Source organism: Acinetobacter sp. OYA S30 (genome assembly GCF_033599315.1).
GTDB lineage: Bacteria > Pseudomonadota > Gammaproteobacteria > Pseudomonadales > Moraxellaceae > Acinetobacter > Acinetobacter baumannii.
In genome coordinates this window covers 1-13,538 of the sequence record NZ_JAWVAV010000024.1, presented here as the reverse complement: position 1 = coordinate 13,538, position 13,538 = coordinate 1, and the positions used below count along the sequence as shown (strand labels likewise).

Annotated in this window: 14 protein-coding genes and 1 tRNA gene; 8 read left to right on the top strand and 7 right to left on the bottom strand. The window is 40.7% G+C overall.

The window, feature by feature from the left end:
• Window positions 1–32 precede the first annotated feature (32 nt).
• The gene (locus R5R67_RS12500; protein WP_001072475.1) at window positions 33–1,034 is read left to right on the top strand and encodes an HlyD family secretion protein; all 1,002 of its coding nucleotides are present in this window, start codon (window positions 33–35) and stop codon (window positions 1,032–1,034) included.
• A gap of 57 nt (window positions 1,035–1,091) precedes the next feature.
• Here the strand turns inward: R5R67_RS12500 and ruvX are convergent, their stop codons facing one another.
• The 3 genes from ruvX to recN all read right to left on the bottom strand — a co-directional run bounded on the left by ruvX (window position 1,092) and on the right by recN (window position 3,880).
• Window positions 1,092–1,532, bottom strand: a complete 441-nt coding sequence (gene ruvX, locus R5R67_RS12495; protein WP_000127527.1) for a Holliday junction resolvase RuvX — start codon at window positions 1,530–1,532, stop codon at window positions 1,092–1,094.
• Window positions 1,532–2,086, bottom strand: coding sequence for a YqgE/AlgH family protein (locus R5R67_RS12490; RefSeq protein ID WP_001979301.1), 555 nt, complete (start codon window positions 2,084–2,086; stop codon window positions 1,532–1,534). Before R5R67_RS12490 ends, ruvX begins: the two co-directional genes overlap by 1 nt.
• A gap of 126 nt (window positions 2,087–2,212) precedes the next feature.
• Window positions 2,213–3,880 (bottom strand): DNA repair protein RecN, encoded by a 1,668-nt coding sequence (recN, locus tag R5R67_RS12485; protein ID WP_000955429.1) that lies wholly within the window; start codon window positions 3,878–3,880, stop codon window positions 2,213–2,215.
• A 114-nt stretch (window positions 3,881–3,994) separates the two neighbouring features.
• On the opposite strand from recN, the gene R5R67_RS12480 reads away from it, so the two are divergent.
• The 4 genes from R5R67_RS12480 to R5R67_RS12465 all read left to right on the top strand — a co-directional run bounded on the left by R5R67_RS12480 (window position 3,995) and on the right by R5R67_RS12465 (window position 7,509).
• The gene (locus R5R67_RS12480; protein ID WP_000753288.1) at window positions 3,995–5,305 is read left to right on the top strand and encodes a tetratricopeptide repeat protein; all 1,311 of its coding nucleotides are present in this window, start codon (window positions 3,995–3,997) and stop codon (window positions 5,303–5,305) included.
• Between the two features lie 76 nt (window positions 5,306–5,381).
• Window positions 5,382–5,708, top strand: coding sequence for a pyrimidine/purine nucleoside phosphorylase (locus R5R67_RS12475; protein ID WP_000099685.1), 327 nt, complete (start codon window positions 5,382–5,384; stop codon window positions 5,706–5,708).
• Between the two features lie 101 nt (window positions 5,709–5,809).
• Complete coding sequence (gene rlmB, locus R5R67_RS12470; RefSeq protein ID WP_001118149.1) at window positions 5,810–6,559, top strand: 23S rRNA (guanosine(2251)-2'-O)-methyltransferase RlmB; 750 nt, start codon at window positions 5,810–5,812, stop codon at window positions 6,557–6,559.
• Between the two features lie 35 nt (window positions 6,560–6,594).
• Complete coding sequence (locus tag R5R67_RS12465) at window positions 6,595–7,509, top strand: DMT family transporter (protein ID WP_000075017.1); 915 nt, start codon at window positions 6,595–6,597, stop codon at window positions 7,507–7,509.
• On the opposite strand, the gene coaE is transcribed toward R5R67_RS12465, so the two are convergent.
• From coaE to pilB, 4 genes are read right to left on the bottom strand one after another with little or no spacing between them, the layout of a single operon-like run.
• Entirely contained in the window at window positions 7,506–8,102 is a 597-nt protein-coding gene (coaE, locus tag R5R67_RS12460) for a dephospho-CoA kinase (protein ID WP_000874125.1), read from the bottom strand. The two genes, R5R67_RS12465 and coaE, sit on opposite strands and share 4 nt — an antisense overlap.
• A 1-nt stretch (window position 8,103) precedes the next feature.
• Window positions 8,104–8,964, bottom strand: a complete 861-nt coding sequence (locus tag R5R67_RS12455) for a prepilin peptidase (RefSeq protein ID WP_001152282.1) — start codon at window positions 8,962–8,964, stop codon at window positions 8,104–8,106.
• Window positions 8,964–10,190 (bottom strand): type II secretion system F family protein, encoded by a 1,227-nt coding sequence (locus tag R5R67_RS12450; protein ID WP_000279216.1) that lies wholly within the window; start codon window positions 10,188–10,190, stop codon window positions 8,964–8,966. The genes R5R67_RS12455 and R5R67_RS12450 overlap by 1 nt, the downstream gene beginning before the upstream one ends.
• Before the next feature lie 29 nt (window positions 10,191–10,219).
• A complete protein-coding gene (gene pilB / locus R5R67_RS12445; protein ID WP_001274980.1) occupies window positions 10,220–11,932 on the bottom strand; it encodes a type IV-A pilus assembly ATPase PilB in 1,713 nt (570 codons plus the stop codon).
• A 290-nt stretch (window positions 11,933–12,222) separates the two neighbouring features.
• Between pilB and tpiA the strand changes: the two genes are divergently transcribed.
• The 3 genes from tpiA to R5R67_RS12430 all read left to right on the top strand — a co-directional run bounded on the left by tpiA (window position 12,223) and on the right by R5R67_RS12430 (window position 13,500).
• Window positions 12,223–13,017 carry a triose-phosphate isomerase gene (gene tpiA / locus R5R67_RS12440; protein WP_318754865.1) on the top strand — a complete coding sequence of 265 codons (795 nt, stop codon included), beginning with the start codon at window positions 12,223–12,225 and terminating at the stop codon, window positions 13,015–13,017.
• A 12-nt stretch (window positions 13,018–13,029) separates the two neighbouring features.
• Window positions 13,030–13,359 (top strand): preprotein translocase subunit SecG, encoded by a 330-nt coding sequence (gene secG / locus R5R67_RS12435; protein WP_000555570.1) that lies wholly within the window; start codon window positions 13,030–13,032, stop codon window positions 13,357–13,359.
• 56 nt (window positions 13,360–13,415) lie between these two features.
• Window positions 13,416–13,500 (top strand) — tRNA-Leu (locus R5R67_RS12430).
• The last annotated feature ends 38 nt before the right edge of the window (window positions 13,501–13,538 follow it).

Genomic DNA, 13,538 nt, shown 5'->3' with positions numbered 1-13,538 from the left:
TGCCAGATTAAAGATTGAGTTAGGTGAGTAAAATGAATCAATTGGAGTTGAAAAAAGTCATCCGTCCAGTGATTTTGATTGTCGCATTAATGATTGCTGTCTATACCATTGTGCATTTATGGAACTACTATAATGCAGCGCCGTGGACACGTGATGGTCGAGTTCGTGGTGACGTTATTCAGGTCTCTTCAGATGTAGCAGGACTTGTAACGGAAGTATTGGTTCAAGATAACCAGACTGTAAAAAAAGGTCAGGTGCTTTTTAAAATTGATGTCTCTCGCCGAGCTTTAGATGTAGAGCAAGCAAAATCTGATTTGGCAAAAGCAAAAGCGGCCTATGCTCAAGCACAAGCAGGTCTAGCCCAAGCTAAAGCAAACTTGATTAAGTCGAGTACTAACATTAAGTTAGCCGAGAAAAACGCAAACCGTTATTCAAACTTAATGGATGGTGCAATTTCTAAGCAGGAACAAGATCAGGTCTTTGCAACTCGCGATCAATCACACGCGGAACACGAGCAACTCCAAGCTGCTATTCAACAAGCTGAAGCCACTATTAAACAGCAACAGGCACTGGTTGAAGCAGCAACAAGTAATTTACATTTAGCAGAACTCAATATGCACCGTGCGGCTGTTGTGGCGCCAGCAGATGGAACATTATCTAACTTTGATTTGCGTCCGGGTAATTATGTTCAAGTTGGACAAGCGGTTGCAGCATTGCTAGATCGTAAGCAGCTTTATGTTGTGGGATATTTTGAAGAAACAAAATTAGACCGTATTCATATTGGCGATGAAGCAACTGTGCAATTAATGGGTGATAGACAGAAAATTAAAGGCCATGTGCAGGGTATTGCATCGGGTATTGAAGATCGTGAGCGTTCAAGTAGTTCGAAACTGCTTGCAAATGTAAACCCGACATTTAGCTGGGTTCGTTTAGCGCAGCGTGTACCTGTAAAAATTGTGTTAGACGAAGCACCAAAAAATGAGTTGGCTTTTGTGTCTGGCCGTACTGCTACAGTACATATTATTGAAAAATAAAAGCTTTAAGTTTTTAAACTCAATAAAAAAGCATGTTTGAAACATGCTTTTTTTATTTTATGGCGTTAAACCAACAGGATTGCGATACCAGCTCTGAATTAGCAAAGCCGCGGCAAAACTATCGGCTGACAACTTCTTGGCACGACCTTGTTCTTGATAAAAACCAAGTTCTTCTCTTGCCTCACGAGTGGTGAGCCGTTCATCGATCATCCACGTTTCAATATTGGTTTGATGGCGTAAGCGACGTGCAAACTTACGTGCCCGTGTTGAAAGTTCTGACTCGCTATCATCCATATTCAATGGAAGACCAACAATAAACAAATCAGGCTGCCACTCTTTCACAATTTTTAAAAGTTGGTCCCAGTTGGGAATACCATCTTTCATCACAAAAAGTGGTAATGGGTTAGCACTTTCAATGGCAGACTGACCAATCGCCATTCCCATTTTCTGAGTGCCAAAGTCAAAAGCCATAATTGATTTTGATTGCGTTGCGGTCATTAGGCGTGCCCGATTTCAGAAGCCAGCCATGTACGATCTACACCAATTTTTTTATAGGCTGCATCCCAACGATCATCGTACGGCAAGTTAAAAATCAGATCCATGTCGGCATCACAGATAAGCCAGTCACCACGAGCGATTTCATCTTCTAGCTGGTTTTTACCCCAACTCGCATAACCAAGGGCGATTTGGTAGCGGCCAACACCTTCGTTATGCGCAATCGCATCGAGAATATCTTTACTGGTAGTAATACAGACATTTTCACCCACAGCAATAGAAGAGTGCCATGTTGGTTGGCCTGTATGAAGAACAAAGCCCGCCTCAGGGCGTAAAGGACCACCTTGTAAAACCTCATGCGGATTTACATTGTCTGCATCAATGTCTAAATCATTGAGTAGCTCTTTAATTTGGATACCGGCAGGGCGATTGATAATAATACCTTGGGCACCTTCTTCGTCATGACGGGCAAGATAAATTACTGTATTTGCAAAAAAGTCATCTGCCATTTCTGGCGGGGCAATCAGACAACGGTGAGTCATATATTGTTTGGTCACCTAAGCGGTTCTCCCTCAAAAAATGTCGCTATAGGGTCTCTCGACCCTTTTTATCTATATAGGTTCTTTTTATCAACATACAAGAGTTAATCGGATTTCGCCAATCTTTTTCTCTCATTTTCTTTATTAAGTTGAAGAAGCCTGAAATTTAAGTTGACGTAATTGTTTAGCATGCTGCAAGGTTGTTTCATTAATTTCAACACCTCCTGACATGCGCGCTAACTCGGAAATAATTTGATTTTCATCAAGTTGTACAATAGTACTACTTGCCGGATCAGTTTGTTGTTTTTTGACTAACAAATGTTGATCGGATTGTGCAGCCACCTGTGCTTGGTGGGTAATACATAGAAGTTGGACATGCTGAGCCAAGTCGGCCAATAAACGTCCAACCACTTCAGCTGTACCACCACTAATTCCGACATCAATCTCGTCAAATACCAAAACTTCTGCTTCGGTCTTTTCAGCATTCATGACTTGCATAACGAGTGCAATACGAGAAAGCTCACCACCAGATGCTACACGTGCCAATGGTTGAGGAGGTATGCCTTTATTGGCAGTAAATAAAAGTTGAATAAAACTTAAACCTTCTGCATTTGGTTGTTCTAATGGTTCAAACTTAAACTCAAAATGTGCCTCAGGCAGCGCTAAAGGTTTAACCTGTTCAGTTAATTGTTTTGCAAGTGGGGCAGCAGCTTCACGACGAATATTGTCTAAATGCTGGGCTTTTTCTAAAAATTCTTGATGTGACTTTTCTACTTGTTCAGCCAGAGTTTCAGGGTCTTCTAACTGATGTAATTGCTCAAGCTCACTTTGCCAAGTTTCGTACTCTTCTTTAAGTGTTTCTGGTTGAGTACGGTATTTACGAGCAAGTCGATGGAAAACCTCTAGCTTGGAGTTCAGTTCTTCCATCCGTTCAGGATCGAAACTCTGACGGTCAATAAATTGACGTAAATTTGATGTGGCATCATCAATTTCACTTTGCGCATTTAATAACGAATTATAAATTTCGGAAAGCTGCTCACTACGCCCCGCATGAGACTCTAGGCGGCGAATGATCGACGACATTTCTTGAGTAATGTTTTGTTCAGCTTCATCAAGCGCATTTAGACTATAGCTACAGTCTTGCATGATATGTTCATGATGACTAAGGCGATCGAACTCTTGCTCGATTTCTTTGTAATCGGTTTGAATGACTTCCTCAAGCTCTTCAATTTGTAACTCTAAGGTCGCAATACGTTGTAGACGGGTCGCTTGAGCGTCGAGCGCAGCCTGATGCTGGCGGATATTACGCTGCCATGTACTATATGCTTCACGAACATCATTTGCTTCGGCGTAAAAATTACTGTAACGGTCTAGCCAATGCTTTGGATAAGGCGGTTCAAGTAGCTGTTGTTGGCTGTGCTGGCTATACAATTGAACCAATAAGCGGCCTAATTCTTTAAGCTCAGAGAGACTACTTGGGCGGCCATTTACCCATGCTTTGCTACGGCCAGTTGCGAAAATAACCCGACGTAAATGAATTTCCCCTGAATCATCATCTAGTTCATGTTCTTTTAACCATTTTGCTTCAGGGCTATTGTCCTGATAAGTAAAAACTGCGGTTACATCCGCTTTGTCCGAACCATAGCGGACATAATTTGTATCTGTACGTTCCCCTAAGCAGGCAGATAGTGCATCCAGTAATAATGATTTTCCTGCACCTGTCTCACCTGTTAGAACATTAAATCCTTGTTCTATATCAATAGCTAAATGATCAGCTAATGCAAAATTGATTAAAGTTAAATGTGTGAGCATAAACGCATCCAACGCGCCAAATTATGGGTTAAAGATAGAGAAGTTTTGAATTTGCTACAAGTGATCTATTATTCTAACTGAAATTATAGAACAGCAAGATTGCGGATCTTTACAATGAAAAAAACATTAAGCTTACCGAAAGCACCAATAGGGATGATCAACCGCCATAAAAAAATTAATCCTGCTGAAATGAATAAAATTTTAAATCAGCATTTTACTGCATTTAAACAGGCTGCTGCACAAGGTGATTATGTCAAAGCATATCAACATGTAAAAAAAGCAGTAAGTCTGGTTCCCGGACATCCCGGAGCATTGTCTGATTTAGCTTATACTGAGCTACGGTTACGCCGTTATGACGATGCATATCAACATTATATGCAAGCCATTAAAGCAAGTGGTTCTAACGTTAATACAAATCTATACGATGGATTAACTGAAGTTTGCCATCATTTAAATAAAAAAGAAGAGAAGATTAAATTTGGGCGTTTAGCTATTTCTACAAAAAAAGAACTCACAAAGAATGAGCCTACTTTAAATATACCCACTCATAAACCCGCGCCATTTAGCCCAAATCCACAAGAAAATATTATTGCTTTTTCTCTATTTGGAGCAAATCCGCGGTACTGTGAAACTTCCATTTTAAATACTAAGTTAGCTCAAGAAATCTATCCTGAATGGACGTGTCGATTCTATGTGGATGAGAGCGTTCCCGAACTTGTACAACAGCGGTTACAAGCAAATGGCGCACAAGTTGTACATGTTAGTCCCACTCAAAAACAGTTATCAGGTTTATTTTGGCGCTTTTTAGTTATGGATGATCCGGTAGTTAAACGGTTTTTAGTACGTGATGCCGACTCTATCGTGTCTTATCGTGAAAAAGCCGCTGTTGATGCTTGGCTTAAGAGTGATCAATGGTTCCATTTAATGAGAGATAGCTATTCTCATACTGAATTAATTTTGGCAGGTATGTGGGGCGGTTGCACAGGTATTTTTCATAATATTGAAGCACATATCAGGGATTATGTTGCCACTGGAAGGTATCCGGACAATCGAGTCATAGATCAACATTACCTGCGTTATTGTATTTGGCCGACTTTAAAACAAAGTGTGCTTGTACATGATAGCCAGCAATTTGATGAAAATAGGGCCGATTTTCCGGTTTATGATCTAACTTCAATGCAAAATGACCAAGACAATTTTCATGTAGGGATGGATAATGGTTCACCAGTCGTTACAACTGCGGTTAATCATCCAACGGCAGAAAAAGTTTACTGGATTTTATTCGATGAAAATCACGATGAAGTTTGCAGATATGATGCAATTGTGTCGAAGAGTCGAAATATTGAAGTGAATTTACCCCACGCTTTTGCTAAAAAAATTCAGTTACAGCAGTGGAAATTACAAGTCTATCCGTATGAAAACTGATTGATTAGTTATTTAGGCACAATTAAACTACATTCATCATAATTTATATAAATGCGGCATTATCTGGAGAGTGTGCATGAGTTCAACCCAATTTGATCATGTAACGGTCATCAAAAAATCAAATGTTTATTTTGGTGGAGCATGTATCAGCCATACCGTGCAATTTGAAGATGGAACGAAAAAAACATTAGGTGTTATTTTGCCGACTGAACAGCCTTTAACATTTGAAACCCATGTTCCTGAGCGTATGGAAATTATTTCAGGTGAGTGTCGCGTTAAAATTGCAGACAGCAATGAAAGTGAATTGTTCCGCGCTGGGCAATCTTTTTATGTACCAGGCAATAGCGTTTTCAAAATCGAGACTGATGAAGTGCTTGATTATGTTTGCCACTTAGAAGGCTAAGAAATTACTGTTTAAATCGGGTACACTATGCCCAAAGAAATCCTGTGAAGTTGGCTTTACAGGATTTTTATTTTTTGCTCAAACGTTGTTAGAGGTCATGCATGGCAAAACCGGAATATTATTATGGCGTTCACTCAGTGGAGTCATTGTTAGAACTTGAGCCGGAGCGCGTGCTGACCCTGTTTACATTGAAAGGTCGCGACGATCAGCGTTTGCAGAAGATTCTGCAATTGGCCGAGCCTTTTGGGATTAGTGTACAAAAAGCAAGCCGTGATAGCCTCGAAAAGCTTGCGGGTTTGCCATTTCACCAAGGCGTAGTTGCAGCAGTACGTCCGCACCCGACTTTAAATGAAAAAGATCTAGACCAGCTCTTGGCTGAAACTCCAGATGCCTTATTGCTGGCATTAGATCAGGTGACAGATCCACATAACTTAGGGGCATGTATCCGTACTGCCGCTGCAATGGGTGTTCAGGCAGTGATTGTGCCTCGCGATCGCTCAGCAAGCTTAACTCCAACTGCTCGTAAAGTCGCAGCGGGTGGGGCCGAAAAAGTTAAATTTATTCAAGTGACTAATTTGGCTCGTACTTTAGCGCATCTTAAAGAGACAACTCATGTCCGTGTGATCGGTACGATGCTTGATGAAAATGCATTACCTATTCAGAAGTGTGATTTCTCGGGTGCTGTAGTGATTGTAATGGGTGCAGAAGACACAGGTTTACGTCCAATTACTCAAGCACAGTGTGACCAAAAAGCCTATATTCCAATGTCAGGTAACTTACAAAGTTTAAATGTAAGTGTGGCAACGGGTATGGCACTTTATGAAGCTTGTCGTCAGCGTTCTGAGGTATAATTTAGCTGCCTTCCTAGTTTTTATGCAGTCTTGATATGTCTCCCCGTACGCAAGGTTATTTTTTTGTATTGGTGACCATGTGTATTTGGGGCGGGTTTACGCTTTTTGCCCGCTTAAATGCACAATGGCACATCAGTGCTTGGGATATTGCCGCACTACGCTTTGCTATAGCCTTCCTAATTTTGATGCCTATCTTAATTTATAAAAAAGATCTCGCTTTTTTATGGAGTAAGCATGCGGTTATTTTGGCATTGATTGGTGGAGTCATTTACTGCCTTACGGTTTATACAGCTTTTCTTTATGCACCAGCTGCACATGCTGCAATATTTTTAAATGGCTGTATTCCTATCTGTACCGCTATAGCTGCTTATATTTTATTTAGACAGCCATTTGATAAACATACATGGGTGAGTCTGGCAATTATGATTACTGCCTTGGCCCTCATGAGCGCATTAATGTTGCAAAGTAGTACCTCTGCTTTTGGAATTGGAGATTTACTTCTGTTTATCAGTGCGATTTGGTGGGGGATTTTTACTGTACTACTTAAACAGTGGAAGCTCTCTGCTTGGCATTCTATGGCAAGCGTCGCAATCTGGTCTGCAATTATTTATTTGCCGATTTATCTGTTGTTCTTACCTAAGCACTTTACGGATGTAGATCCTTTGCACTTAGCTGTACAAAGTATTTTCCATGGCGTGTTTGTCGTTATTATTGCGACATTAACCTATGTTGCTGCTATTCAGCGTCTTGGCGCATTTAAAACGGGAAGTATTGTAACTTTGGCCCCGTTTATTGCTGCTATTTTAGCTGTACCTTTACTTGGTGAGTCATTAAGCCCATCAATTGTAGTGGGCTTAGTAGGTATGGGAATAGGCGCTTTACAGCCTTGGCGCTGGTTTAGACAAGATAGCCTGACACAAAAGATTAAGCAGCAAAATACACGAAATTAGTTTGCACGCTTCAAATAACTTTGATGTAAAGGCTCTAATTGCTGATATAAATGTTCGAGTAATCCGTCATTAAACACGATGTCATTTGCAAGCTCACGTTTTCGTTCGCGTGGCATTTGTGCAGCAATAATTTTCTGGATTTGTTCTTGATTTTGTCCATCGCGCTGGCTTGCACGCTGAATTTGAGTTTGTTCACTCGCATCAATCAGTAGCGTGTGATTGACTAGTTCATGTTGATTTGTTTCAAAAAGTAGTGGTGAAACTAAAATCACATACGGACTTTTAGGATTTTGTAGCTGTTGAATAATAGATTGACGGATTGCGGGATGGGTAATTTGCTCGAGTGTATGACGCGCTTGTGGATTTTGAAAAATATATTCACGTAAGGCACGGCGGTCCAAACTGCCATCGGGTTGAAGCACCCAATCTCCAAAGGTTTGTTGAATTTTTTGAAGGGCAGGTTGCCCTTTTTCAACTACTTCGCGAGCAACAATATCGGCATCGACGACTTGGATTCCTTGGGACTCAAACCATTGTGTTGCAGCTGATTTACCACTGCCTATACCACCTGTGATTCCCAGAATAAAAGCCATCTTAACCTCCCAAATAAATTTTCATAATCTGATCACCCCATAAAAAGGCAACCCAACCAGCAATGGCAATATATGGCCCAAAAGCAAAAGGCTGATTGTCATTTCTTAATTTTAATAAAATGATGCCAATGATTGCGCCAAGTAACGATGACAATAACACAATTAACGGCAGCATCAATGGCCCCATCCATGCTCCTAATGCTGCAAGCAATTTAAAGTCGCCGTAGCCCATACCTTCTTTGCCAGTGATCACTTTAAATAAGTAATAGACAATCCAAAGACATAGAAAACCAATGAGATAACCCCAAATGGCTGAGTTGGGTGAGGTATAAATATTAAAGGTATTAATACCTAAGCCGAGCGCAGCTAAAGGTAGGGTAAAGCGATCAGGCAATAATTGTGTATCGAAATCAATAAAGGTAAGGGTTATCAGTACCCATGTGAGGACGAGTCCAAAAAGCATTTGTATGGTTGGACCAAACACCATGACGACTACTAATGAACATAGCATGGTGAGTAGTTCGATGGCTGGATAGCGAATACTGATTGGGTGCTGGCAATGGCCACACTTTCCTCTTAACATAAGCCAGCTTATAACAGGAATATTTTGATACCAACGGATCGGTTGCTGACATGCAGGGCACGATGAAGCAGGCTTACTTAAAGTTAACTTCTCATGATCAATAATCGGTTGCTCAGGATTGAGTAACATTTGGCATTCTTGCTGCCAAACTTGCTCCATCATTTTTGGCGTGCGGTAAATCACTACATTAAGAAAGCTACCGATACATAGGCTCACGAGTGCAACAGCAATATAAAGTGCAGTTAAGTTTTGAATAAAATACGCAATGATGTCTTGCATTATACAACTGAGCCCATTTGGAAAATTGGAAGATACATAGCAATTACCAGACCGCCTACGAGCACCCCTAAAATTGCCATAATTAAAGGTTCCATCATAGAAGTTAAACCATCAACGGCATTATCCACTTCATTTTCATAATAAGTGGCAACTTTATCGAGCATGCTGTCTAGTGCACCCGATTCTTCACCAATTGCCACCATTTGTATAGCCATAGATGGAAAACGATTAGAGACCCGCATAGCAAACTGAAGCTGTTGACCCGTTGCGACATCTTCACGAATTTTCATCACAGCTTTTTCATAAATCACGTTATTGGTTGCGCCAGCAGTCGATTCTAATGCATCAATAAGTGGAACACCTGCGGCAAATGTTGTAGCAAGCGTGCGGCTATAGCGGGCAATAATTGCTTTATAAACCAAGTCCCCAAAAATAGGTAACTTAAGCGCCAGTTTATCTAAGCCATCACGAAACTTTTTACTGCGTTTTTTTGCTTCCAGAAAGGCAGCAATGACTGCGCCAATCGCAATAATCATAATGAACCAGTATTCCTGCATCCATTTCGACATATTCACAACCATTTGCGTAAATGCAGGTAAATCTGCTCCAAAAGACGCAAATAAATCTTGGAAAACGGGAACTACTTTAACCATCAAAATAATGGTCACCACAATGGCTACTACAATAACTGTTGCCGGGTATTTCATTGCTTTCTTGATTTTTTGCTTGAGCAATTCACTTTTTTCTTTGTAAATTGCAACGCGGTCCAGCATCGTTTCGAGTGCGCCTGATTGTTCACCAGACTCAACAAGTGAACAAAACAAGTTATCAAAATGTTGAGGATATTTTCTTAAAGCTGAGGCAAAAGTACTACCACCTTCGACTTCACCTTTAATACCGAGTACAACCTCACGCATGGCCGGGTTTTCTAAACCTTCAGCTACAATTTCAAAGCCTTGTACGAGTGGTACACCAGCTTTCATCATAGTCGCCAGTTGTCGAGTAAAAATCGTAATATCGAGTGTGGTGACTTTTTTCTTGAATAAACCTTCAAGAATATTTTTACGTTTTTCACGTATATTTCGAACAGTCACCCCTTGTTTGCGTAAGGTTACTTTGGCTAAAGCCATGTTTTTAGCCGGAAGTTCTCCTTTGATTTTTACGCCCTTACGGTCAACCCCTTCATAAGCAAAAGTCGGCATCATTTGTGCCTTTTTGACAGCCATTAGATTATCCTTATTTTTTAAATAGTGTCTTATTCACTGGTGACACGGTTGACTTCTTGTAAAGAGGTCACCCCTTGCATCACCTTTTTTAAACCTGAACGACGTAGATTATTAAACCCCAATTTTTCAGAAGCAGCTGCGATTTCTAAAGCGTTGCCATCTTCCATAATAATCTTGGAAATTTCAGGTGTAACTTTCATTACCTCATAAATACCGACACGGCCTTTATAGCCTTCACGACATTCAGGGCAACCTACGGGCTGAAAAACCCGAAAATCTGGGTGCGCTAAATCTTGTTCGGTAAAGCCCATTTCTAATAAGCTTTGTTTAGGAATATCAGCAGGTATTTTGCATTGAGAACAAAGACGACGTGCTAAACGCTGTGCAATAACTAGGTTTACTGATGTTGCAATATTAAAAGAAGGGACCCCCATATTGCGTAGACGGGTCAATGTTTCCGGAGCACTATTAGTATGTAGTGTTGACATCACCATGTGGCCGGTTTGAGCCGCCTTAATCGCAATTTCTGCTGTTTCCAAGTCACGAATCTCACCCACCATAATAATGTCAGGGTCTTGTCGTAAAAATGATTTAAGTGCGGCCGCAAAAGTAAGTCCTACCTTGGGGTTTACGTTAACCTGATTAATTCCTTCAAGGTTAATTTCTACCGGGTCTTCGGCAGTAGAAATATTGGAGCTTTCAGTATTTAAAATATTTAAACCTGTATATAACGATACGGTTTTACCAGAACCTGTTGGTCCGGTAATTAAAAGCATGCCTTGAGGTTTATCTAATGCCTCCATAAACAAAGCTTTTTGATCTTCTTCATATCCTAGTGCATCAATTCCTAGCATTGCGCTTGATGGGTCAAGAATACGTAGAACTAACTTTTCACCAAACAAAGTCGGGAGGGAGTTCACACGAAAATCAATCGCTTTGCTTTTTGACAGCTTGAGCTTGATACGACCATCTTGTGGGACGCGTTTTTCAGAAATGTCCATTTGAGACATTACTTTTAAGCGTGATGCCAAGCGGTTTGCAAGCTGTAGAGGGGGATTGGCAATTTGACGTAACACGCCATCGACACGATAGCGCACCCGATAGGATTTTTCGTACGGTTCAAAATGTAAGTCTGAAGCACCCATACGAATGGCATCAATTAATAACTTATTAATATATTTAACAATCGGGGCTTCATCGCCTTGAGGAGCTTCTTCTTCATCTTCTTGAGCGGTAGGACCATCAAGATTAACATCGAGATCAAACTCTTCATCATTGAAGTCAAAGCTGCTTTCTTCTGCAAAATGCTGGCCTAAAACTTTATCGAGTTTATGGTGCTCCACAATTACAGGCTCAACCAGCAATTTACTATTAAAACGGATTGCATCAATCGCTTCGATATTGCTTGGATTACTGGTCGCAACATATAAAATTTGCCCTCTTTGAATGAGCGGCAAAATTCGATGTTTTAAAATCAGTTTCTGATCGACCAGATCTTTAGGAATCTGAGAAGTGTCATAAACATCCAGATCGAAATATGGTTCAGCAAACTCAGCAGAAATTGTTTCAGCCAATAATGAAGGGGAGAGATGAACCTCTTCAATTAAATATGCGACTGTGTCCTGCTTAGCTCTTTTTGCTGCATCTAATGCAGTTTGCATGGTCGCTGCCGACACATGCTTTTCTTCGACTAAACGTCGAAAAAACCCCGTAAATTTTGGAGATGTATGTAATGCTGACATCTGCCTGCCTATGTTAATGTGTTTATAATTGGTATATGAAAAATTATACTTTTGTTATGTAAAATTACTACCTTAGAAAGTGTTGCTCGGGTCCTACTCAGCCTGTTAAAGCTTGAACCAGTCGAAGTTTTTCTTTATTAATTTTTAGAATGTCGGACTTTTAATAAAGTAAAGTTTTTTCTTAATTTCAAACACTAGAAAAGATATGAGTAATCGCGTTAAAGAAAAGTATCTGAAATTTGTATAAATGCGTGTAGAATGTGCTGCATTTTTGATGAAAGGTGAGCAGTATGTCGGGTTCGACGATTACGCCTTGGGTAGTTGGTAACTGGAAAATGAATCCAATGCGTGCCAACGCCAACCAACTTATAGAAGAATTTAAACAATTATTGCAACAAAACCAAATTGCAGATGAAAACTGCCATGTGGGCGTTGCCCCTGTTTCTATTGCCCTTACAACGGTACAAGCGCAATTACAGGATGCTGCAAGAACGGTATATACGGTTGCACAGGATGTATCACGTGTTGCTGGTACAGGTGCTTATACTGGTGAAGTCAGTGCAGAACTATTAAAAGATAGCCAAATTAATTTCGTACTGGTAGGACACTCTGAACGTCGTGATATTTTTGGTGACAACGTTGAAATTTTGAAGGCAAAACTCCAAAATGCATTAAATGCGGGTATGACTGTCATTTATTGTGTGGGCGAAAGCCTTGAACAACGTGAGCAAGGTCAGGCCGAGCAAGTTGTTTTACAGCAAATTTGTGATATTGCACCTGTAGTGACTGCAGAACAATGGCAAAACCAAGTGGTTATTGCCTATGAACCTATTTGGGCAATTGGTACAGGAAAAAGAGCTTCTCCGCAAGATGCGCAAGCGATGCATGCTAAAATTCGTGAAGGCTTATGCCAACTTACACCAGCAGGCTCAAATATTGCTATTTTATATGGCGGTAGTGTAAAAGCTGAAAATGCTGTTGAGTTAGCTGCATGTCCAGATATCAATGGTGCGTTGGTGGGTGGTGCTTCATTAAATGCAGCATCTTTTTATCAAATTGTACAAGCCTTCGCGCAAAGCAAATAACGAGGATAGGGTATGCACTCTTTTGTACTTGTTGTACATATTATTTTAGCAGTACTGATGATTGCATTAATTTTAGTGCAACATGGTAAAGGCGCAGATGCAGGTGCCTCTTTTGGTGGAGGTGGCGCAGCAACAGTATTTGGTGCGTCTGGTTCAGGTAACTTCTTGACTCGCGTGACTGCAATTTTGACAGCTTTATTCTTTGTGACCAGTTTGACTCTGGCTGTTTTTGCCAAAAAGCAAACGACTGAAGCATATAGTTTGAAAACTGTACAAACGACTGCGCCAGCGCAGACTACATCGCCTGAAACTTCACCAAATGCACCAAAAACTGGCCAATAATTGGAAATAAGACTTTCCTTTTGGAATTGAAAGGACTAGAATGCGTCCCACAAGCTGCGGTGGTGGTGGAATTGGTAGACACGCTACCTTGAGGTGGTAGTGCTTTCGGGCGTGGGGGTTCAAGTCCCCCCTTCCGCACCAACTTTGAACCAGAAAGTTGAGTGCAAGCAGTTTTGTTT

Excerpts from the sequence above, each read along its gene's own strand:
- R5R67_RS12500 (WP_001072475.1), top strand. The coding sequence starts at position 33 with ATGAATCAATTGGAGTTGAAAAAAGTCATCCGTCCAGTGATTTTGATT.
- ruvX (WP_000127527.1), bottom strand. The coding sequence starts at position 1,532 with ATGACCGCAACGCAATCAAAATCAATTATGGCTTTTGACTTTGGCACT.
- recN (WP_000955429.1), bottom strand. The coding sequence starts at position 3,880 with ATGCTCACACATTTAACTTTAATCAATTTTGCATTAGCTGATCATTTA.
- R5R67_RS12480 (WP_000753288.1), top strand. The coding sequence starts at position 3,995 with ATGAAAAAAACATTAAGCTTACCGAAAGCACCAATAGGGATGATCAAC.
- R5R67_RS12475 (WP_000099685.1), top strand. The coding sequence starts at position 5,382 with ATGAGTTCAACCCAATTTGATCATGTAACGGTCATCAAAAAATCAAAT.
- rlmB (WP_001118149.1), top strand. The coding sequence starts at position 5,810 with ATGGCAAAACCGGAATATTATTATGGCGTTCACTCAGTGGAGTCATTG.
- R5R67_RS12465 (WP_000075017.1), top strand. The coding sequence starts at position 6,595 with ATGTCTCCCCGTACGCAAGGTTATTTTTTTGTATTGGTGACCATGTGT.
- coaE (WP_000874125.1), bottom strand. The coding sequence starts at position 8,102 with ATGGCTTTTATTCTGGGAATCACAGGTGGTATAGGCAGTGGTAAATCA.
- R5R67_RS12455 (WP_001152282.1), bottom strand. The coding sequence starts at position 8,964 with ATGCAAGACATCATTGCGTATTTTATTCAAAACTTAACTGCACTTTAT.
- R5R67_RS12450 (WP_000279216.1), bottom strand. The coding sequence starts at position 10,190 with ATGGCTGTCAAAAAGGCACAAATGATGCCGACTTTTGCTTATGAAGGG.
- pilB (WP_001274980.1), bottom strand. The coding sequence starts at position 11,932 with ATGTCAGCATTACATACATCTCCAAAATTTACGGGGTTTTTTCGACGT.
- tpiA (WP_318754865.1), top strand. The coding sequence starts at position 12,223 with ATGTCGGGTTCGACGATTACGCCTTGGGTAGTTGGTAACTGGAAAATG.
- secG (WP_000555570.1), top strand. The coding sequence starts at position 13,030 with ATGCACTCTTTTGTACTTGTTGTACATATTATTTTAGCAGTACTGATG.